The 20983-nt window shown below is 67.3% G+C and carries 16 protein-coding genes; 11 read left to right on the plus strand and 5 right to left on the minus strand.

Annotation, left to right across the window (positions count from 1 at the left end; genetic code table 11):
- The first annotated feature begins 136 nt into the window (after positions 1 to 136).
- From HWX31_RS29965 to HWX31_RS29995, 7 genes are all read left to right on the plus strand, one after another.
- On the plus strand, positions 137 to 1858 hold the full coding sequence (locus tag HWX31_RS29965) for a methanol/ethanol family PQQ-dependent dehydrogenase (RefSeq protein WP_174963525.1): 1722 nt from the start codon (positions 137 to 139) through the stop codon (positions 1856 to 1858).
- 75 nt (positions 1859 to 1933) lie between these two features.
- A complete protein-coding gene (locus tag HWX31_RS29970; protein WP_174963523.1) occupies positions 1934 to 3142 on the plus strand; it encodes a c-type cytochrome in 1209 nt (402 codons plus the stop codon).
- Between the two features lie 89 nt (positions 3143 to 3231).
- Complete coding sequence (locus tag HWX31_RS29975) at positions 3232 to 3546, plus strand: high-potential iron-sulfur protein (protein WP_174963521.1); 315 nt, start codon at positions 3232 to 3234, stop codon at positions 3544 to 3546.
- Complete coding sequence (locus HWX31_RS29980; protein WP_174963601.1) at positions 3530 to 5449, plus strand: sigma-70 family RNA polymerase sigma factor; 1920 nt, start codon at positions 3530 to 3532, stop codon at positions 5447 to 5449. Before HWX31_RS29975 ends, HWX31_RS29980 begins: the two co-directional genes overlap by 17 nt.
- 266 nt (positions 5450 to 5715) lie before the next feature.
- Positions 5716 to 7710, plus strand: coding sequence for an acetate--CoA ligase (gene acs / locus HWX31_RS29985; RefSeq protein ID WP_425129534.1), 1995 nt, complete (start codon positions 5716 to 5718; stop codon positions 7708 to 7710).
- A gap of 144 nt (positions 7711 to 7854) precedes the next feature.
- Entirely contained in the window at positions 7855 to 8925 is a 1071-nt protein-coding gene (locus HWX31_RS29990) for a porin (protein ID WP_174963517.1), read from the plus strand.
- 243 nt (positions 8926 to 9168) lie between these two features.
- A complete protein-coding gene (locus HWX31_RS29995; protein ID WP_059609752.1) occupies positions 9169 to 9807 on the plus strand; it encodes a hydrolase in 639 nt (212 codons plus the stop codon).
- 144 nt (positions 9808 to 9951) lie between these two features.
- On the opposite strand, the gene HWX31_RS30000 is transcribed toward HWX31_RS29995, so the two are convergent.
- From HWX31_RS30000 to HWX31_RS30015, 4 genes are all read right to left on the minus strand, one after another.
- Entirely contained in the window at positions 9952 to 11622 is a 1671-nt protein-coding gene (locus HWX31_RS30000; protein WP_174963515.1) for an outer membrane protein assembly factor BamB family protein, read from the minus strand.
- Positions 11623 to 11793: 171 nt separating this feature from the next.
- On the minus strand, positions 11794 to 12870 hold the full coding sequence (locus HWX31_RS30005) for a porin (protein ID WP_174963513.1): 1077 nt from the start codon (positions 12868 to 12870) through the stop codon (positions 11794 to 11796).
- Positions 12871 to 13079: 209 nt separating this feature from the next.
- A complete protein-coding gene (locus tag HWX31_RS30010; RefSeq protein ID WP_174963511.1) occupies positions 13080 to 14177 on the minus strand; it encodes a porin in 1098 nt (365 codons plus the stop codon).
- A gap of 445 nt (positions 14178 to 14622) precedes the next feature.
- Positions 14623 to 15528: a LysR family transcriptional regulator gene (locus tag HWX31_RS30015; RefSeq protein ID WP_174963509.1), complete on the minus strand. Its 906-nt coding sequence runs from the start codon at positions 15526 to 15528 to the stop codon at positions 14623 to 14625.
- Positions 15529 to 15715: 187 nt separating this feature from the next.
- Here HWX31_RS30015 and HWX31_RS30020 point away from each other — a divergent pair, with 187 nt between their 5' ends.
- From HWX31_RS30020 to HWX31_RS30035, 4 genes are all read left to right on the plus strand, one after another.
- A complete protein-coding gene (locus HWX31_RS30020) occupies positions 15716 to 16678 on the plus strand; it encodes a LysR family transcriptional regulator (RefSeq protein ID WP_174963507.1) in 963 nt (320 codons plus the stop codon).
- 236 nt (positions 16679 to 16914) lie between these two features.
- The gene (locus tag HWX31_RS30025; RefSeq protein WP_059753379.1) at positions 16915 to 17118 is read left to right on the plus strand and encodes a hypothetical protein; all 204 of its coding nucleotides are present in this window, start codon (positions 16915 to 16917) and stop codon (positions 17116 to 17118) included.
- Between the two features lie 52 nt (positions 17119 to 17170).
- On the plus strand, positions 17171 to 17572 hold the full coding sequence (locus HWX31_RS30030; RefSeq protein ID WP_174963505.1) for an OsmC family protein: 402 nt from the start codon (positions 17171 to 17173) through the stop codon (positions 17570 to 17572).
- 28 nt (positions 17573 to 17600) lie between these two features.
- Entirely contained in the window at positions 17601 to 18530 is a 930-nt protein-coding gene (locus HWX31_RS30035; protein ID WP_174963503.1) for a pirin family protein, read from the plus strand.
- Positions 18531 to 18548: 18 nt separating this feature from the next.
- Here HWX31_RS30035 and pbpC read toward each other — a convergent pair whose 3' ends face one another.
- The gene (pbpC, locus tag HWX31_RS30040; RefSeq protein WP_174963501.1) at positions 18549 to 20966 is read right to left on the minus strand and encodes a penicillin-binding protein 1C; all 2418 of its coding nucleotides are present in this window, start codon (positions 20964 to 20966) and stop codon (positions 18549 to 18551) included.
- Positions 20967 to 20983 lie beyond the last annotated feature (17 nt).

Below are 20983 nucleotides of genomic sequence, written 5' to 3' on the forward strand. Positions count from 1 at the left end.
ATGCCGCACCGCGCGGGCTTCGCGGCGCAATGGCATGCGACTTGCGTGAAGGGCAGCGCACTCGGCCCGGAACCCCACCGTGCCGGCGCGACGAACCGTTCGCGGCGGTGCGGCCACAATGACTCAGGAGACAACCATGAAGAAACTCTCGGCTTCGGCAAGCCGACTGGCGACGATCGGCATCGCGGCGGCAGCCGCCGTCGCGCTGAATCCCCGCCTCGTCGAAGCGGCCGCGGACTACCCGGCCGTGACCTACCAGCGGCTGACCGATGCGCAGGGCGATCCGGGCTGGCTGACCTACTACCGCACCTACAACGGCCGGTCGCACTCGCCGCTCAAGCAGATCGACCCGTCGAATGCGAAGGACCTCAAGCAGGTGTGGGCCTACAAGTTCCCCGCCGACCTCAAGCAGGGCTTCGAAGCCACGCCGATCGTCAACGGCAATTACCTGTTCGTGACGACGCCGAAGGACAACGTCTACGCCTTCGACGCGAAGACGGGCAAGCAGCTGTGGAAATACGAGCCGAAGCTCAGCCCGTCGTCGTTCAAGACCGCGTGCTGCGACGTCGTCAACCGCGGCGTCGCGCTGTACGGCAAGAACGTCTACGTCGCGATGCTGGGCGGCGAGGTCGCCGCACTCGACGCGCAAACCGGCAATCTCGTCTGGAAGAAGCGGCTGTTCGATCCGGGCCTCGGCTACTCGTTCTCGCTCGCGCCGCTCGCGCTCGACGGCGCGATCGTGGTCGGCACGTCCGGCGGCGAATACGGGATTCGCGGCTACATCATGGCCTTGAATCCGGACGACGGCTCGGAGGTCTGGAAGCGCTACACGATCCCGGCTTCCGGCGAAAAAGGCGCGGAGACCTGGCCCGACGGCATGCAGTCTCACGGCGGCGGCGCCGCGTGGCTGACCGGCACCTACGACGCCGCGTCACGCACGCTGTACTGGGGTGTCGGCAACCCCGGCCCGTGGCTCGCGGCGCTGCGCCCCGGCGACAACCTGTATTCCGACTCGCTGCTCGCGCTCGATGCGAAGAACGGCAACCTGAAGTGGCACTACCAGTACACGAACAACGACACGTGGGACTACGACGGCGTGAACGCGGCGGTCCTCGCCGACATCACGTACAAGGGCAAGGACTACGACGCGATCATCCACGCGGACCGCAACGGCTTCTTCCACGCGATCGACCGCACGACCGGCAAGCTGATCTATGCGACGCCGTTCGTAAAGGCGACCTCGGTCACCGGCTATACGGCCGACGGCAAGCCGATCCAGGACGAATCGAAGTTCCCGAAGGCCGGCACGACGATCGAAACCTGCCCGAGCTTCCTCGGCGGCAAGAACTGGTGGTCGATCTCGTACGACCAGGAACGCAACATCGCGGTCGTGCCGGCGCTGCACGCGTGCATGAGCCTGACCGGCAAGTCGGTCAGCTACATGGAAGGGCTGCCGTATCTCGGCGAAGGCTTCGAGATCAAGCCCGAGCCGGGCAGCCAGGGCTACGGCGAACTGACGGCAATCGACGTGAACACCGGCAAGAAGCTGTGGAGCCACTGGTCGAAGAAGCCGTGGAACGGCGGCGTCGCGACCACCGCGAGCGGCCTCGCGTTCAGCGGCTCGCTCGACGGCCACCTGTACGCGTTCGACACGGCGACCGGCAAGGTGCTCTGGGAGAGCCCGCAGCTCGCGAGCGGCATCATTTCGCAACCCTCGGTGTATGAGGTCGACGGCAAGGAATACGTCGCGGTGCTCGCCGGCTACGGCGGCGCGAACCCGATCTGGGGCGGCCCGATGGCCGACATCGCGAAGGACGTCCCGCGCGGCGGCACGCTCTACGTCTTCGCGCTCGACTGATCGGGCTCGAACCCCGCGCCCGCATGCGCCCGATGCGGGCGCGACGCCCCAACGGCTTCAACCGGAAACACGATCATGAATACTCGCCTCACTCCCCTTGCCCTCGCCAGTCTGCTCGCCGTGGGCGTGGCGCTGACACCGGCATCCGCGTCGGCCGGCGTGCGCATCTGCACGCTGCCCGGCAGCCCGACGACGGCGCTCGACAAAGCCGTTGCGCGCGAAGTGTTCCGCACCGCCGGCATCGCCGCATCGTTCAACAAGCGCGGCGTCGACGACGACGGCGGCGACGACGGCATCTCCGCCGGCGAACTGAAGAAATCGCTCGAACACGACTGCGACGTGATCGCCGGCTTCCCGCGCTCGGAGATCGCCGATGCGTCGGGGTCCAGAATGACGTTCTCGCAGGGTTATCTGCACTCGGGCTACGTCAGCGTCTCGCTGCGCGACGCGCAGGCTTCGTCCGGCGCGAAGGAAACGATCGCGGCCACGTACGGCAGCCCTTCGCAATTGATCGCCGCGCAGCAGACGAACGCCCGCTTCGTTCTGGAAAACACCAGCGAGCAAACGATCGGCGCGCTCGCGGCCGGTCGCGCACAGCGCGCGATCGTCTGGTATCCGAGCGTCGTCGCGTATGAGCACGCGCACCCGCAACAGCGGTTCCAGGTTGCGGCCACGTCGTCGCCGTACTCCGACTGGCAGTTGTCGTTCGCGTTCGGGCCGGGAAAGGAGGCGCTGCAGACGCGGATCGACGCGGCGTTGTCGCGGATGAACGGCAACGGCCGTCTCGCCGCGCTCACGCGCGGCTGGGCACTTCCGGAAACGGTCGCGCAGGCGGCGGGTGCGCGTGCGCCCGGCCGGTTTCTCGACGGCGCGGTCGCATCCGCCCGGCAGCAGTCGGCGAAGAGCGGCTTCATCAAGGTCTCCGCCAGCGAAGGCAGCGACGTGCCGTCGTTCGACCAGGCGCAGGTGCAGCACGGCAAGAAGATCTATGTGGACGCCTGTGCGAAATGCCACGGCGACCAGCTCGAGGGCAATACGGCCCCCGCACTGAGCGGGGAAGCCTTCGCTCCCGAAGGCAAGTCGCATATCACCATCAGCGGCGTGTACCAGTACATGTCGAACAACATGCCGGCCGATCGCCCCGGCAAGATGACGGAACAGGAATATTCGGATCTGATGGCATTCCTGCTTTACTCGAACGGCTATGACGCGTCGAAGGCCAAGCTGACCGCCGAGATTGCCAACGCGTCGAAGGCGCCGCTCGTCGCCGGGCCGCGCAAGTAACGTCCCCCTTCGTTTCGGCAGACCCGCCGTGCCGGGAAGCATTCCCGGCGCGCGGGGCATCATTTTTTTACTTCATTCAGGAATACGACATGATCTCCCGCCATCGCAGAACCTTCGTCATTCAGACGGCCGGCCTGTGCGCCGCGCTCGCAACCGGAACCCGTGCATTCGCGTCCGCGCCGCTCGTCGACGAAAACGACGCAACCGCGAAGACGCTCGGCTACCGCGCGAAGGCGACGACCGTCGACGCGGGCAAGTTCCCGAAGTATCAGGCCGGCCAGACCTGCGAGAACTGCCGCTTCTACAAGGCCGTCGCGGGCGAATCGTCCGGCACGTGCCCGATGTTCGCAGGCAAGGCGGTTGCCGCCGAAGGCTGGTGCAACGTCTATGCGAAGCGTGCTTGATCGTGGGCGCGAGCGCGGGAACATGAGCGAGCCGCGCTGCGGCACGGATGCCGAACGCGCGGCGCATCTGCATGCGCTGATCGCGCTCGGCATCGAGCGCGGCTACGTGACGCACGGCGAAATCGTCGACGCGTTGCCCGAAGACGCGGCCGAAGGCGCGGATTTCGATGCAGCCGCGTCGACGCTCCGCGAACTCTGCATCGAGGTGCGCGAGCATGCCGACTCACGCACCGCGTGGACGCTCGATCGTCACTTCGCGCAAGCGACGGAAGTGACGTCGCCGCACGCCGACGCACCGGCGCCGCTCGCGGCCGCCGATCTGCTCGCGGGCCGCACGAATGATCCTGTCCGGATCTATCTGCGGGAAATGAGCGCAACACCGCTGCTCGAGCGCGAAGAGGAGATCGCGCTCGCGCTTCAACTGGAAAGCGGCCGCGCAGCATGCATCGACGCGTTGAGCCGCGATCCGGCCGCGCTCGACGCCATCGCGTCGATTGCCGGCGACATCCGTTCGGGCAAGGCTGCGGCTTCGGTTTACGTGACGGGGTTCGTCGGCGACGCCGAATCGCTTGCGGAATCGCTTGCGGAACCGCTTGCGGAACCGCTTGCTGGTTCGCCCGGGAGCGAAACGGCTCCCGAACCGGATGCGGAATCACCGGCGCTGGAACGCGAAGCCGGCCTCTCGCCGGACAGTCCGGCGTGGCGCGATGCCGTCGCCGAATCGCTCGGCCGCGCTGGTGCGCTTGCCTCGGCGATGCATCGGGCGTTGCGCGCCGACGGCTTCGCTTCGGCCGCTTACCGTTCGCTGATGCGCGAGGCCGCCGCGCTGACCGGTGCGATCCGCTTCACCGCGCGGGCGATCGAACGTATCGGCGGCGCGATTGGCGAACGCGCGACGCACGCGCGCGAGCTCGAGAAGCGCATCGTGGAAACGTTGACCGAATCGGGCATACGAACCGGCACGCCGCGCCGCGACTTGTTCACGCCGTGCGACGACGTGCGCGCGTGGCTCGACGAATGCATCGCCGCGCAACCCGGATGCGCCGCCGCCCTCGCCCGCCGCGCGCCGGCGCTGATCGAAGCACGAACCGCGCTCGCGCATCTCGCCGGCCAGTCGAACCTGCCGCTCGACATCGCGATCGCAATCGACGCGCGCCTGTCGCGCATCGAACGCGCGATGCAGCCCGCGAGAAAGAAGCTGTTCCAGGGCAATCTGCGGCTCGTCGTGTCGATCGCCAAACGGTATCCCGATCGCGGGCTGCAGCTTCTCGACCTGATCCAGGAAGGCAATATCGGCCTGATGAAGGCTGTCGATCGCTACGACCACCGGCGCGGCTACAAATTCGCGACGTATGCGACGTGGTGGGTCCGGCAGGCCATCACGCATGCGATCGCCGATCAGGGCCGCACGATACGCGTGCCCGCGCATACGGTCGACGCGGTCAACAAGCTGTCCCGGCTCGCGCGAGCGCATGCGCAACGGACCGGCGCGGCCGCCGACGCGCCGGCGCTCGCCACGCAGATGCGGCTGCCCGTCGACAAGGTGCGCGAACTGATGAGCATCGTGCGCGAGCCGGTCTCGGCCGACATGCCCGTTTCGTCCGAGCACGACCTCACATTGAGCGACGTCGCGATCGATCACGATGCGCCGACGCCTGAAGAGCACGCGAGCGCCCGCCAGCTCCGCAACGCGGTCGCGGCGCTGATCGACCGTCTGCCGGCTCGCGAAGCGTGGATTCTTCGCCTGCGGTACGGCGTCGACGTCGAAAGCGAATATTCGCTTCGAGAAATCGGCCGCCAGCTGAACCTGTCGGCCGAACGGGTTCGCCAGATCGAGGCGGCGGCGCTCGAACGGATCAGGCAATTCGAGCACGCGCCGGCGCTTCGGGCGTTGATCGCCTGACGCAGCCGTGCGCGCCGTCGTCCGAACGCGACCCGCGTCGGTCGACCGCCGGTCCTCGCTGCCCCACCCCGGCTGTTGAGGGCTGCAACAGCGTGTGCTGCATTTCTGAACGATGTTTCGCATCGCTACTCAATCCGCGGCACCGTTCGCGCGATCCGGTCGGTCGAATCGGACGCTGCCGCGGCGACTTCCGCCGAACGTGCGCAGCGATCACCGATCGCTGGCATGCATGTTGCGTTTTATTTCGTAAACGCAGTTCCACAGATATGGAGACATCCTTGTCCACGATTGAATCGGTTCTTCACGAAAGCCGCCAGTTCGAGCCGCCCCAGGCGCTCGTGAAGGCGGCGGCCATTTCCGGCATGCAAGCCTATCGTGCGCTGGCCGACGAGGCCGAGCGTGATTACGAAGGCTTCTGGGCACGCCAGGCCCGCGACACGCTCGCGTGGCACACGCCGTTCACGAACGTGCTCGACGAGTCCGATGCGCCGTTCTACAAGTGGTTCGACGACGGCGAGCTCAACGCGTCGTACAACTGCCTCGACCGCCACGTCGCGGCCGGCAACGGCGCGCGCGTCGCGGTGATCTTCGAAGCCGACGACGGCGCCGTCACCCGCGTCACCTATGCCGACCTGCTCGCGCGCGTGTCGCGCTTCGCGAACGCGCTGAAGCAGCGCGGCATCGGCCGCGGCGACCGCGTCGTCATCTACATGCCGATGTCGGTCGAGGCGATCGTCGCGATGCAGGCCTGCGCGCGCATCGGCGCGACGCACTCGGTCGTGTTCGGTGGCTTCTCCGCGAAGTCGCTCAACGAACGGCTCGTCGACGTCGGCGCGAGCGCGCTCGTCACCGCCGACGAGCAGCTGCGCGGCGGCAAGACGCTGCCGCTCAAGAGCATCGCCGACGAAGCGCTCGCGATGGGCGGCTGCGACGCCGTGAAAAGCGTGATCGTCTATCGCCGCACCGGCGGCAAGATCGACTGGCATGCGGACCGCGACCGGTGGATGCACGAGTTGACCGCAGGCGTTGCCGATACGTGCGAGCCGGAATGGGTCGGCGCCGAGCATCCGCTGTTCATCCTGTATACGTCGGGCTCGACCGGCAAGCCCAAGGGCGTGCAGCACAGCACCGGCGGCTACCTGCTGTGGGCCGCGCTGACGATGAAATGGGCGTTCGACTGGAAGCCGGAAGACGTGTTCTGGTGCACCGCCGACATCGGCTGGATCACCGGCCACACGTACATCACGTACGGCCCGCTCGCGTGCGGCGCGACGCAGGTCGTGTTCGAGGGCGTGCCGACCTATCCGGACGCCGGCCGCTTCTGGAAGATGATCGCGGATCACCACGTCAGCGTGTTCTACACCGCGCCGACCGCGATCCGTTCGCTGATCAAGGCGGCCGACGCCGACGACAAGGTCCATCCGAAGAGCTACGACCTGTCGAGCCTGCGCATCATCGGCACGGTCGGCGAGCCGATCAACCCGGAAGCGTGGATGTGGTATCACAAGCACGTCGGCCAGGAGCGCTGCCCGATCGTCGACACGTGGTGGCAGACCGAGACGGGCGGCCACATGATCTCGCCGCTGCCGGGCGCGACGCCCACCGTGCCGGGTTCGTGCACGCTGCCGCTGCCGGGCATCATGGCCGCCGTCGTCGACGAGACGGGGCAGGACGTGCCGAACGGGCAGGGCGGGATTCTGGTCGTCAAGCGCCCGTGGCCGTCGATGATCCGCACGATCTGGGGCGACCCGGAGCGTTTCAAGAAAAGCTACTACCCCGACGAGCTCGGCGGCCGGCTCTATCTTGCCGGTGACGGCACCGTGCGCGACAAGGGCACCGGCTACTTCACGATCATGGGCCGGATCGACGACGTGCTGAACGTGTCGGGCCACCGGCTCGGCACGATGGAGATCGAGTCGGCGCTGGTCGCGCACGAGCTCGTCGCGGAGGCGGCCGTGGTCGGGCGTCCGGACGAGACGACGGGCGAGGCGGTGGTCGCGTTCGTCGTGCTCAAGCGCGCGCGTCCGGAAGGCGAAGAGGCCGCGAAGCTCGCGAAGGAGCTGCGCGACTGGGTCGGCAAGCAGATCGGGCCGATCGCGAAGCCGAAGGACATCCGCTTCGGCGACAACCTGCCGAAGACGCGCTCCGGCAAGATCATGCGCCGCCTGCTGCGCTCGCTCGCGAAGGGCGAGACGATCACGCAGGACACGTCGACGCTCGAGAACCCCGCGATCCTCGATCAGCTGAACCGGTCGATGTAGCCCCTCCCGCTCCCGCTTCGGCACGCACGAGGCAGCACCCTGCCTCGCGCTGCGGCATCGCATTCAGGCATCTAACCTCGATGCCGCCTCATCTGAATTGATTAGTCATACAGATTACAACACCCAACGACACGGAGACAGACGATGAAGAGCAGGACACGGACGATCTGCGCGGCGCTGCTTGGCGCAGCGGCGAGCACGAGCAGCTTCGCGCAAAGCAGCGTGACACTGTACGGCGACCTCGACGGCGGATTGCTTTACACGAGCCGGTCGCTGAACCCGAAAACGGGCGGCAACGCCGGGCGCCAGTTCGCGATGATCGACACGGGCATGACGCCGACCAACTTCGGCATGACGGGAACCGAGGATCTCGGCGGCGGACTGCGGGCAAGGTTCAAGCTCGAGAGCGGCTTCAACATTACGGACGGCGCCTTCGGCCATTCGAACGGCAACTTCTTCGGACGTCAGGCCTGGGTCGGGCTCGACGGCGGATTCGGCGAAGCGAAGCTCGGCCTGCAATTCTCGCCGTTCGTGCTCGCGGTGCTCGGATCCGACCCGCGCAACATTTCGCACTTCGGCGCCGCGCTGATCCCGTACGTCGACAACGTGCTCGTCACGGGCCTCTTCAACCAGAACGCGATTTCGTACACGAGCCCGACGATCGCCGGCGTGACGGGCAGCGCGATGTTCGGGTTCGGCGGCAAAGCCGGGGACTTCCAGGCGGGACGCCAGTATTCCGGCAGCCTCACGTACACGAACGGCGGCTTCATGCTCAACGCGGCGCTTTACGACGGCAACGGCGGCACGTCGCCGACGCCGATTCCGAGCACGGTCGCGTTCGTCGGCCGCACGATCGGTACCGCGTATACGTTCGGGCCCGTGACGGGGAAGGCGTCGTACACGAGCTACAAGGTCTCCGGCTCGTTCAGCAACAACGTGTATAGCGCGGGGCTCGACTATCGCGTCACGCCGGCCTTCGACCTGAACGGCGGTGCCTGGTACACGACCGATCGCAACGATTCGCACAATCATTCGCTGCTCGCCGCGGTCGGCGCCGATTACAGCCTGTCGAAGCGGACGGGCCTTTATGCGCAGGTCGGCGTCGTGAACAACCACGGCGCAATGAACACGGGCCTCGGCATCAGCGGGGGCGCGTTGTTCGGGCTGCCCGGGACGACGGTCGGCGCGAACGTCGGCATCCATCACGTGTTCTGACGCAGCGCATGCGGACGAGCCGTTCGCTGAACGAGAACACAGAGTTCTGCCGCCACCGGCTACGCAGCGCGCGGGCATTCGCCTAATCTGACTGGGCTCGCCGGCGGTCTCGCATCCATCGGGCCGCCGGCAACGGCATTCGTATCGAGCCTCTCCCGATCGCAGCGCGCCGCGGCCTGTCGACAGGCACGGCAGCGCGATCGGGCGGCCCGTTTCCAAGCGTTACCCCACCAGGAGAGAGCCATGGCAAGCGAACCGATTCGCGACCCCGCAAACGACCATCTGCTCACGCCGCAGAACGCCACGTTCATCGTCATCGACTACCAGCCGGTTCAGGTGAACTCGATCGCGTCGATGGACCGCCAGCTGCTGATCAACAACATCGTCGGCGCGTCGAAGGCCGCGATCACGTACAAGCTGCCGATCGTGCACTCGACCGTGAACGTGAAGACGGGCCTGAACAAGCCGCCGATCCCGCAGCTGCGCGCGGTGCTCGGCGACTATCCGACCTATGACCGCACGTCGATCAACTCGTGGGAAGACGTCGAGTTCCGCAAGGCGGTCGAGGCAACCGGCCGCAAGAAGCTGATCATGACCGCGCTCTGGACGGAAGCGTGCCTGACGTTCCCGGCGCTCGACGCGCTGAAGGCCGGCTACGAGGTGTACGTGGTCGTCGACGCGGTCGGCGGCACGTCGGTCGCCGCGCACGAAGCCGCGCTGCGCCGCATCGAACAGGCCGGCGGCCAGCTGATCAGCGTCGCGCAGCTTTTCTGCGAACTGCAGCGCGACTGGGCGCGCAGCGAAACCGTGCCCGCGTTCATGAACCTGTTCGTCGAGACGGGCGGCACGGCCGGCATCCAGTTCTCGTACGACAAGAGCTGACGCGTTCCGCGTGCCGCGCATCCGCTGCGCGGCGTTCGCCCGAGGTCCGGCGCCGCGGCGCCGGACCTCCCGTAGAGATCGCGTCTTCCCCGGTCACGACACATCGTGAACGACTACCTCCCGTTCGCAGGACCACCGCCCGGCTCACTGTTTCGCTATGGCAAACGCATAAAGCTTGTGGCTGTCGCCGGCATAAGGCAGCCCGAGGACCTTCGTGTGATAGCCGGTCCCCCAGTACACCGTGCCGTCGACGATCGCCGCGCCGGACACGACCGCGCCGCCGCTCTCGAAGCTCCACTTGATTTCGCCGGTCGCCGCATCGAGCGCATACATGTTCGCGCCGCTGCCGGCGAGCGAACCGGCATAGACCACGCCGTTCGCCGCGGACATCGCGACGGTGTCCATCATCTGCTGCGGATCGGCAGTGCGCCACAACACCTTGCCCGTCGCCGCATCGACCGCCGCCCAGATCCCGCCCGTGGTCGTCGTCTTGCCCTTCGGCGAATCGACGGGGATCGGCTCGTGATTGAGGTTGCCGATCGACACGTAGATCCGCTTGCCGTCGGCGGCGGTTCCCCACAGCATGCCGCCGAGCAGGCTGCCGGGGCCGACCTGCGTATGCCAGACGACCTTGCCCGTCCTGGGCTCGAGCGCCCAATAGACGCCGCTCTTCTGGCCGGCCCCGAGCAGGGTCCGCTCATGCCCGCCGATCGTCGTCGTGAACAGGTTGGGACCCGAACCGAAGTCGTAATCCGGACCATCGTTGTGGTCATAGTTCGTCGACATGTCGGCAGGCAGCGTGCGGGTGGCCCACGCGATCTTTCCGGTCTTCAGGTTGAGCGCGACGAAGCTGTCGATGTGGTTGGCCGCCGCCGTCGGCTTGCATTTCTTTTGCGTCGGATACCGGCAGACGCCGGTCGGGACGGTGAAATTGTTGCCGGTGGTGACATACAGAAGGCCGTTCTGGCGGTCGACAACCGGCGTATTGCCCCAGACCGAGCCACCTGTATAGCCCTCGGGAACCATGTACGTCTTCCAGAGCAGCTTGCCGGTCTTCGCGTCGAGCGCCGCGACGCTGCCCCGGTACTTGGCAACATCCTTGAGCGCTTCGGCCCGCGACGAAACCCCGACGTAAACGACGCCATCGTCGATGACGGGCGAACTGGTGATGATGGCGGTCGGTTCGGTCTCGACCTGCGTGCGCCACAGCGGCGCCCCGTCCGCGGCCTTGATGCCCAGCACGTAGGCGCCGGTCGGATTGACGGCGATCTGCGTGCCCTGTCCGATCACCAGCGTGCCGTTCCAATACGCCGGGCTGGTGCGCGACGCGTCGTTCGGAATCCCCGTATAGTCGCTGACCTTCTTGCGCCACTTCACCTGTCCGCTCGCGGCATCGACGGCCCACAACGTACCGCCGAAGTCGGGAACGTAGACGACTCCGTCGACCACCGTCGGCGTAGCGGAGACATTGCCGTCCGTGTCGAGCGTCCAGCGCGGCGCCAGTTTCGCGACGCTGTCCACCCCGATCGCGTGCTCGCCCGGCGCGCTGCGGGTGTTATGGACGTTCTGCCCCGCCATCGGCCAATCCCCTGCGCTTTGTGCTGCAGCATGACCGGCGGCCGCGACGCCGCCCGCCAGCACCACAGCGGCGAGATTCCGCCAGCGCGACGACGGCCGACAAGCGCTTTGTCTGCTGAACTCTTCTAGCATTTTCCCTCTCCATGAGATGGTTGATTGCCTGGCCGGCCCCGGCCGGCCTCCCGAAGACAAAGCCCCGCCCGGCCGTTCTTTCGACGGACAGTGGATGCCCGGCATCCGCCCTTCACGGCGTCGACGGCGAGTTCGATGCAGAGAGGAATTTCGGTAAAAGCATAGGGAGCGCCTTGTCCAATTACAAGGATCGCAAAACGATGCGCGGCAACGCCCGCGGTAACACCGTTGACGCGACGCGGAATGCGACGCCTCGACGCGTATCGATCGTCCTGCCTAGAAGCGGTCGATCAAGCCGAGCTGCACGCCGCGCACCGGCGCGCCGGGCCACGTGGGCGGCAGTCCCGTCACATTGACGCCGCGCAGCGTGAACGTCGCCTGGTTGCGATTGCGCAGCCAGCCCGCACTTGCGTAGAGCTGCAGCGTCCTGGAGAAGCTGTACTCGCACATCGCGCTGAACTGATCGGCATTGTTTCGCCCCGACGAGCGGTCGCGCACATACGCATAGCCGAGCGACGCATCGACATTCAGCAGGAACGCATAGCGCAGCGATACGGCGATGCCGTCGTCGCGATAGGCCGGCTTGCCGCCGCCCGAGCCATTGAACCAGTCCGCAAACAACGTTGCCTTGCCAACTTCATACGATACGCCGCCGAGGTTCGCGCGCAGCGCGCCGCTGCCGTGCGTCTGCTGGTGCGCGTATGCGATCCGGAACGGCCCGTACCGGTACGACACCGTCTCGAAGTTGCCGGCGAGCCCGTTGCCGTCCTTGTCGTCCGGCGCGCGCAGCGCCATCATCACGGTTGCGTCGAATCCCGAGATCGTCGGCGACAGATACGTCATCGCATTGCTCACGTACGGCGTGATCTTCGACAGGTTGTTCAGCCCGGACGCGATCGTGCCTGCGCCAAACGCGTCGATCATTCCTTTGAACGGGATATAGATCGGCGAATACTGCCGCCCCACCCGCACTTCGCCCCATGGGCCGCCCATGCCGATCCACGCCTGGCGGCTGAACAGCGCGCCCGCCGTCGACAGCGTGCCGTCGGCCGTGCTGAAACCGCTCTCGAGCGCAAACAGGATGCTCGTGCCGCCGCCGATCGGCTCGCGGCCCCGCAGGCCCACCCGCGATCCGCGATAGGCGCCGGAATCCATCCTCGGCACCCACCCGCCACCCGGATTCGTAACCTCGATACTGGTGTCGAGCAGACCGTACAGCGTCACCGAACCCTGCGCCCACGCGCATGGCGCCGCAACGAGCAATGCGCCCAGCACACCATACGCGCGCACCAACGGCGCCCTACCCGCTCGGGCATCGCCACGCCACCGACCGTGCCGCCCATTGTCGATCATCGGGGATCTTTTCCGTGATGTGCCTGACGATCTCGGACGATCGTTGCCCTGAAGGTTGTCGTGTCTTCCTGGCGCCTCGCGGGCAGTCTGGCGAGATTCCAGACCCAACGTCGCGCAGTATATCGACCACGAACTATCGCCAATATCGGGTCATTCCCGCTTCAGGCATCGTATCCGGCACCACTCCGTTCCCCGTCTCGCGGAGACGATCAGAAAATCGTATGAATGCCGATGCGGGCAATCGCCTGGTTCATGCCGGAGGACGCACCGTCCGGGTCCATCACGCCGTTGATCTGCGCGCGCGCGCCGCTGCTCGCGCGCTGCCACACGCCACTTGCGTACACCATCGTCCGCTTCGACAACGAATACTGGAGTGTCGCGGTGACCTGGTGCGCATGGTTGTCGTCGAGCACCGCGTTACCCTTCATGTACATGTAGTCGGCGCCGATCCGGATCGGGCCGGCCAATTGCCAGACGCCGCCGAGTTCGCTCATCCATGCCGCACCGCCGTTCGCGGCGTTGCGCACCGTCGTGACAAGCGCACTCACTTTCACCTGGCCGAGCTGGTAGTGCGCGCCCGCGCCCCAGTTGCGCACACTCGTCGCAGCCGACCCCGGCTGCGCGCCATATTTCTGGTTGGTATACGCTGCGGCAGCGCCAAACGGCCCGGCCTCGTAGTCGAGACTCAGGCTCACCGTATTGCCGGCGCCGATGGACCCCGGGACGCCGCCGAACGCATAAAGCGCGCCCGCCTTCAGTCCACCAACCACGGGGCTCACGTACTTGACGGAATTCGCGACGCGCTGGCTACCCGCCATCCGGTCCCAGTCGAACGCGCCGGTCGGATTGCCGGGCAGCGCGAGCTTCTGGAACGGCCCGTTGCGCAGGTTGTAAAGCCCGCCTATGTCCCCGGCGGCGTCGATGCCGCTGAAGAACAGCGTGTCGGCCATGAACTCGTACTGGTTGCCGAGCGTCAACGTGCCGAACCGGTCGTTCTGCACGCCGACGTAAGCGGTTCGCGCAAAGAGCCCGTTGCCGATGATCGCCCCGTTGCCGAACGCGAACTGGTTCACCAGCTGGAAAATGACCCGCGTTCCGCCGCCGATGTCCTCGCTGCCGCGCAAGCCGACCATGCTTGGCGTATAGATGCCGTCGTCGAACTTCGCATTTCCATGTCCGCCTTCGTTGCTGACGTAGCTCACGCCTGCGTCGAGCAGACCGAACAACGTGATGCTGCTTTGCGCCTGCGCGACTGGCACGCATAACGACGCCAGCGCGGTAACCGCACAACTCTGCCAAATGTTCATGCCTATCCTGTTGGCGTTACGAATCGCTTGACCGGGATGACCACCTTCTTACGAGGGATCGATCGGCCTGTCCTGATCGCACGCTGCTGCGCGACGCTTGTCGCGCACGATGTCACGGACGAATCCTGTCGGCCGCGACATTTCCGAAATTGCCTTTGAGAATTGATTAGTTTTACCAACAAATCAACGCGCGTATCAGTCGATATTGTTACTCGTCCGCCGTTCGCCCGGCGAGAACACAATGTTCGATGCGCGCCGGCTACGCAATCCGTCGCGAAACGCATAAGCTGACGCGTCAGGCCGCCGGTCATCGGGATCCCGTTCCACGTCCTGCTCTGTCTTGGAAAGAATCATGTCATCGGCGGCTTCATGATCCTGATCGTGGCCGGCCCCGGGTGCCTCGCCCTCCATTTCTCGCACAACGCTTCGACGCAATCGCGGAAAGCTAGACCTCCTCGACCTCCGCAAAGCGCTCGGCGAGAAAATCCAGCAACGATCGCACCGACGGCAGCAGCCCGCGGCGGGACGGAAACACCGCGTGGATGACCCCGCTCTTCGGCGACCAGCCCGGCAACACCCGCACGAGCTCACCGCTTCGCAGTTCGTCGGTCATCATCATCACGGGCAACTGAACGACGCCCGCGCCGGCAACCGCCGCCTGGCGCAACGCGGTCATGTCGTCGGTGACGAACCGCGGCGTATGGCGGACCGTCAGTTGCACGCCGTCCGGCCCGTCGAGCGTCCACGCGTGCTGCGGCTGCGCCGGCCCGAAATCGAGGCTCGGCCACGCCGCGAGGTCGGCCGGCGTCGCGGCTTCGCCGTGCTGCCGCACGAGCGACGGACTCGCGACCAGACACCACGCGCGCTCGCCGAGCACGCGCATCACGAGGTCGCTGTCCTTCAGCGGCGGCGGCCGCACCCGGATCGCGACATCGATGCCTTCGCCTACCACGTCGACGACGCGATTGGTCGCCTCCAGGTGAATCGTCACGCGCGGCGTGCGGGCCAGGTACGCCGCGAGCATCGCGCCGACGCGCGCATGCAGGATCGCGACCGGACACGTGAGCCGGACCACGCCCTGCGGCTCCGCGCGCATCTGGTCGATCGCCTGCTGCGCGGCCTCGGCCTCGACGAGCATCGCCTTGCAGTGCGTGTAGTAGCGCTGGCCGATTTCGGTGATCGAGAACTGCCGCGTGGACCGGTGCACGAGGCGCACGCCGAGCTGCTTCTCGAGCGTGGCGATCCGCCGGCTCAACGTCGACTTCGGCACGCCGAGCACCCTGCCGGCCGGCGCAAACCCGTTGTATTCAACCACTTGCACAAAGAAATAGAGATCGTTGAGATCCTGCATCGACGCCGTTCATCGTTCCATGAATGAGACACTGAGCATAGCCTGCGCGGTCTACCGGCGCAAAAGGGGTTGCCCTAGACTTGCGCCATCGTCGCTCGTGCTCATGCGTGGGGCGCAATAAATCGTCTCGACAAACCGCGCAAGCGCCCTAGTCTGAAACAACCGCTCCCCCAAGCGAGACCGCATCATGAAATCCCTGAACAACGACGAGATCCAGGCCTTCCTGCTCGCCGTCGAGCGACAGAGCATCACCGAATCGGCGCGGCGGCTCGGCCTGTCCAAATCGGTCGTCAGCAAGCGCATCAGCGATCTCGAGCGAACCCTCGGCGTGCAGCTGCTGATGCGCTCCACGCGCAACGTCGTGCCGACCGATGCCGGCATGATCTTTTATGAAGCCGCATCGGAATCGATGCGGCGCCTCATCGACGTCGCGGAGGAGATCGCCGAGCAATCGCATGGCCTGTGCGGCGAGCTGCGCATCACGGCGCCGGTCAGCCTCACGCGGCTATGGCTCGGCCCCGCGATCGCGCAGTTCGCCGCCGCCCATCCGCACCTGCGCGTCACGCTCGAGACGGACGACCGCATCGTCAACATCGAGGCCGAGCGCTTCGACGTCGCGATCCGCTCGGCCCGCCTGTCGGACAGCACGCTGATCGCGCGCCGGATCGCCGCGTGCGAGCGCGTCGTCGTGTGCAGCCCCGGCTATCTCGAACACCACGGCCGCCCGGATGCCATCGACCAGTTGCTCGAACACCGTTGCCTGAACTACACGCATGCGTCGCCGTCGCAGACGTGGTCGTTCGAATCGCCGAACGGGCCGGCCAAGCCGCAGACGATCTGTCCGGCCGGCGCGTTCCTAGCGAACAACAGCGAAACCCTGCGCGATGCCGCGCTGCAAGGGATCGGCATCGCGATGCTGCCCGCCTACGTCGCCGCCCCTGCGTTGCGCGACGGCCGGCTCGTGCGGCTGCTGCCGGACGAGACGCCGCAGGAAGAAGTGATCTATGCGGTCTATCCGCGCAATCCGTTCGCGAGCAACAAGCTGAAGGCGTTCATCGAACATGTGCGGATCGCGCTGCTCGACCGGCCGTGGGCCACGCTCGCGGACAATGCGCAGCCGGCGGAGGCGCTGCAGGCGGCCTCCGCATGACGGGAACACGCGCACCGCGTTTCCCGCGATCGAACCGGGCGTTTCGCGTCCCGGCACGACCGCGAGCGTACAGGCAGGCGTCCGCGTCTGCGCTTTGTTGCCCGGCGGGATACAGTGCGTTCCGCGCGCACGGGCTTCCGTGCGCCGCCAGGCCGATATAAGGTTACGACCAGTTGCGCGGCGCGCCGGTCGTGCACGCAGGCAGACTGACATTCGTATTCGATCGGGAGCACATCATGGAATTTCTGCTCGACCACGCCATCGATGGCGCAGCGGCACAAGACATCGCGCATCAGATCCGGACCGTCGACCCGGACGCCAAGGTTCAGGTCGACCCGGCGAGCCGGATGGTCCAGGTCGATTCGTGGCTGTTCGCCGAGGAGTTCTTCGTCGCGTTCGACGATGCCGGCTACGCCGTCGTCCGGATCAACGACCGCTGACCCGCGGCATCCGGCCGGCCCTTTCCCCCTTTCTCGTTCATCAGGATTTCCCATGGCAAATTCGACCGTCGTCGCCCATCTCGGCGCGATCCGCTACCAGGTCACGCTGACGTCCGGCGCCCACGAATGGCGCAGCGACGTGCCGGCCCGTCTCGGCGGCGGCGACACCGGCCCCGATCCGCACGACCTGCTGCTGTCCGCGCTCGGCTCGTGCACCGCGATCACCGTCGCGATGTATGCGCAGCGCAAGGAATTGCCGCTCGACGGCATCGACGTGCGGCTCACGATCACCGACGAGCAGCCCGGATCGCCGACGAAGATCGCGCGCGACATCACGCTGAGCGGCAACCTGACGGCCGAACAGCGCAACCGCCTGCTGGAAATCGCCAACGCGTGCCCGATTCACCGGCTGCTCACCGGCGACGTCGAGATCGACAGCCGCCTGAGCGCCTGACGCGACACGACTACAGGAGATTCACGACATGGACACGCGCATCGAAACCCCATCGACCTCCACCGAACCCGGCCCGCAGGCCGCCGAACGCTACCCGGCGCGCGCCGCCGAAGTGGGCGCGCTGCCGATCCACCGCGCGTTGCCCAATCGTCAGCGGAAAACCGTCGGCGCGTGGTGCTTCCTCGACCACGCGGGCCCGGTCGCGCTGTCCGGCGACACCGGCATGCACGTCGGCCCGCATCCGCATATCGGCCTGCAGACGTTCACGTGGATGATCGAAGGCTCCGTGCTGCATCGCGACAGCCTCGGCTACGAGCAGGTGATCCGGCCCGGCGAGGTCAACCTGATGACCGCCGGCCGCGGCATCGCGCACACGGAGGACACCGAGGACGCCTTGTTGCCCGGCGGGCGCTTTCATGCGGTCCAGCTGTGGATCGCGCTGCCCGACGCGCATCGCGATCGCGCACCCGCATTCGAAAACTACCGGAACCTGCCCGTTCACCGCGACGGCGGATTCACGATCACGGTGCTGGCCGGCGCCGCGTTCGATCGCGTGTCGCCGGCGCAGGTGTATTCGCCGCTGGTCGGGCTGGACTTCGCGTCGGACGGCGCCGCCCGTCTCGCGATGCCGCTCGATCCCGCCTTCGAATACGCGGTCTTCGCGCTGACGGGCGACGTGGCCGTCGACGGCGCGGCACTCGAACCGAACGTGCTGCTCTATCTGGGCACCGGGCACGACCGGCTCGAACTGACGACGGAGGCCGCCGCGCGCTTCATCGTGCTCGGCGGCGCCCCGTTCGAGGAAGACCTGCTGATCTGGTGGAACTTCGTCGCGCGCAGCCCGGCGGAGATGGTCGCCGCGGCCGATGCGTGGAACGCGCGGCGCGGCTTCGGCGACGTGCACGGCGAGACGGCTCCGCGCCTGGAGGCGCCCGCGCTGCCGCCGGCGTGGAAGTGAGCGCCGGCGCCGCGCCGGCTACTGCTCGAGCCCGACCGCCAGCGGCCGCTGGTCGCTGCGGCCGTGGTCGTCGACCACCCGCACCGTAAAGCTGCCCGCCGTTGCCGGTTGCCAGAACAGCGCGTCGCCCGGCGCGCTGCGGCCGACGTATGCATCGTTGACGAACCAGTAGAGCGCATGCGCGCTCGCATCGGCGGTCGCGTTGAACGCGATGCGCGTGCCGCCCGCGTCCTTCACGCGCATCGCATACGTGCTGCCGCGCAGCGGCGACGTGATGCGCGGCGGATCGCCGTCGACCTGCCCGGCGTTGCCGCAGTCGGGATTCTGCGGCGGGCGCCGGCGCGGAATGCCCGCCTGTGCGAACACCTGCTGCAGGTCCGACGGCCAGAACTCGAAGACTTCGGTGTGCGTGCGCTTGCCGTCATAAGGCGGGCACGCGGCGCGGCCGGTCGCGTCGTCGATCACGACGGGCCGGTGCACGGTGCTCACGCGGATCGGCGACGTGCCCGGGATGAACCACGTCCAGCCCTGCTGCGGACACCACTCGTTCGGCAGGTCGCCGCTCGCGAGACAGATCCGCACGCGCTTCACGCGCGGCGGCGCCGGCCGCGCCGGCTCGGCAAGCGCGCGCTCGGCGTTCAGCGCATCGACGATCTGGAAGAACAGCGGCGCGGCCGCGTCGACGCCGACGAACGCCGTGTTGCTCGAATTGTCGAAATTGCCGACCCACACGACCAGCACGTACGGCCCGAACACGCCGGCCGTCCACGCATCGCGGAACGACCACGACGTGCCGGTCTTCCAGTACACGGGCAGCCGCCCGGGCTGCGCGCCGCTCGTCTCGTCGGGGCGCAGGTGCTCGCGCAGCATGTTCATCGTCATGAAGCTCGCTTCCGCGCTCAGCAGGCGCCGGCCCGGCGCGACCGGCTCGTCGTCGCGCAGCCGCAGCGGCCGCAGCACGCCGCCGTTCGCGAGCATCGCGTACAGGCGCGCCAGATCCTGCATCGTGACCTCGCCGCCGCCGAGCACGAGTGCGAGCCCATAGTGCTGTGCGCTCGCGAGCCGGCGCACGCCGGCTTCCTTCAGGAACCCGTAGAGATCGGGCTGCCTGAGCTGCGACGCGACCCACACGGCGGGCACGTTGCGGCTGCGGTTCAGCGCATCGGTCGCGGTGATCGGCCCGAGGAAGCGGCCGTCGAAGTTCTCCGGCGCGTAAGGGCCGAACGACGTCGGCACGTCGCGCAGCACCGTCTGCGGATGCAGCACGCCCTGGTCGAAGCCGAGCGCATAGATGAACGGCTTGAGCGTCGAGCCCGGCGAGCGCCGCGCGAGCGTGCCGTTCACCTGCCCCTGGATCGCGCGGTCGAAGAAGTTCGCGGACCCGACGAGCGCCTTCACGCCCATGTCGCGCGTGTCGACGAGGATCGCCGCCGCATTGCGGATGCCCTGCGTGTCGTTGCGCGCGACGTAGCGGCCGACCTGCCGTTCGAGCGCACGTTGCAGTGCGAGATCGAGCGACGTGACGACGCGCGCGTCGTCGCGTTCTTCATCGTCGCCGACACCCGCGCGGGCGCGCCACGCAACGCGCTCGGCCAGCGCCTGGTCGACCGCGTGCGGCGCATCGAACGGCAGCGCCGCGAGCGGGCGCATCGCGAGCGGCAGCGCGAACAGCGGCCTCGATGCCGCATCGCGCGGATGACGGGTGAGCCAGCGCGCGTACAGCCGGTTGCGGGACGCGGCGAGCGCGCGGTTGATCTCGTCCTGCCCCGCGCCGCCGCGCACGCGCCGCGCCGGGTCCTGCGGGATCACCGCGAGCGCGAGCGCCTCGGGCAGCGTCAGCGCATCGGCCTGCCGGTCGAAATACACGAGGCTCGCGGTGCCCGCGCCTTCGACGTTGCGGCCGTACGGCGCATCGTTCAGGTAGGCCTCGAGGATCTGCCGCTTCGAATAAAACAGCTCGAGCTGCAGCGCGCGGCCGACCTGTTCCAGCTTGCCGAGCGGCGTGCGCGTGTTGAGCCGCCACAGCGAGCGCGCGAGCTGCATCGTCAGCGTCGAGCCGCCCTGCGGATTGCCGCCGCGCACGTAGGTAACCCACGCGCCGCGCGCCAGGCCGTAAGGATTGAAGCCCGGATGCCACCAGAACCAGCGGTCCTCGTGCAGCAGCACCGCTTCGACGAGCTGCGGCGACATCCGTTCGAGCGGCACCCACAGCCGGTAACGGTCGTCCTTCGCGAGCGTGAGCCGCAGCAGCCGCCCGTGCGCGTCGAACACGGCGGTCGACGACGGCTTCCAGTCGCGCAGCGACGGATGCGGCCACAGCCGGAAACCGGCCAGCACCGCCAAAACGAGCAGCCCGCCCGCGATCCAGTTCTGCCAGCGATGCAGCCAGCGGCCGGCGCGATGCCGCGCCCGGCGGATTGCGGACGCGTCAGCCATGCACGCGTCCGCCTTCC

The organism is Burkholderia ubonensis (assembly GCF_902833085.1).
GTDB lineage: Bacteria > Pseudomonadota > Gammaproteobacteria > Burkholderiales > Burkholderiaceae > Burkholderia > Burkholderia ubonensis.

Coding starts and splice junctions, on each gene's coding strand:
- HWX31_RS29990 (WP_174963517.1), top strand. CDS start 7,855: ATGAAGAGCAGGACACGGACGATCTGCGCGGCGCTGCTTGGCGCAGCG.
- HWX31_RS30020 (WP_174963507.1), top strand. CDS start 15,716: ATGAAATCCCTGAACAACGACGAGATCCAGGCCTTCCTGCTCGCCGTC.
- HWX31_RS29965 (WP_174963525.1), top strand. CDS start 137: ATGAAGAAACTCTCGGCTTCGGCAAGCCGACTGGCGACGATCGGCATC.
- HWX31_RS29980 (WP_174963601.1), top strand. CDS start 3,530: ATGCGAAGCGTGCTTGATCGTGGGCGCGAGCGCGGGAACATGAGCGAG.
- HWX31_RS30005 (WP_174963513.1), bottom strand. CDS start 12,870: ATGATCGACAATGGGCGGCACGGTCGGTGGCGTGGCGATGCCCGAGCG.
- pbpC (WP_174963501.1), bottom strand. CDS start 20,966: ATGGCTGACGCGTCCGCAATCCGCCGGGCGCGGCATCGCGCCGGCCGC.
- HWX31_RS29975 (WP_174963521.1), top strand. CDS start 3,232: ATGATCTCCCGCCATCGCAGAACCTTCGTCATTCAGACGGCCGGCCTG.
- acs (WP_425129534.1), top strand. CDS start 5,716: ATGGAGACATCCTTGTCCACGATTGAATCGGTTCTTCACGAAAGCCGC.
- HWX31_RS30035 (WP_174963503.1), top strand. CDS start 17,601: ATGGACACGCGCATCGAAACCCCATCGACCTCCACCGAACCCGGCCCG.
- HWX31_RS30015 (WP_174963509.1), bottom strand. CDS start 15,528: ATGCAGGATCTCAACGATCTCTATTTCTTTGTGCAAGTGGTTGAATAC.
- HWX31_RS29970 (WP_174963523.1), top strand. CDS start 1,934: ATGAATACTCGCCTCACTCCCCTTGCCCTCGCCAGTCTGCTCGCCGTG.
- HWX31_RS30000 (WP_174963515.1), bottom strand. CDS start 11,622: ATGCCGGGCATCCACTGTCCGTCGAAAGAACGGCCGGGCGGGGCTTTG.
- HWX31_RS30030 (WP_174963505.1), top strand. CDS start 17,171: ATGGCAAATTCGACCGTCGTCGCCCATCTCGGCGCGATCCGCTACCAG.
- HWX31_RS29995 (WP_059609752.1), top strand. CDS start 9,169: ATGGCAAGCGAACCGATTCGCGACCCCGCAAACGACCATCTGCTCACG.
- HWX31_RS30010 (WP_174963511.1), bottom strand. CDS start 14,177: ATGAACATTTGGCAGAGTTGTGCGGTTACCGCGCTGGCGTCGTTATGC.
- HWX31_RS30025 (WP_059753379.1), top strand. CDS start 16,915: ATGGAATTTCTGCTCGACCACGCCATCGATGGCGCAGCGGCACAAGAC.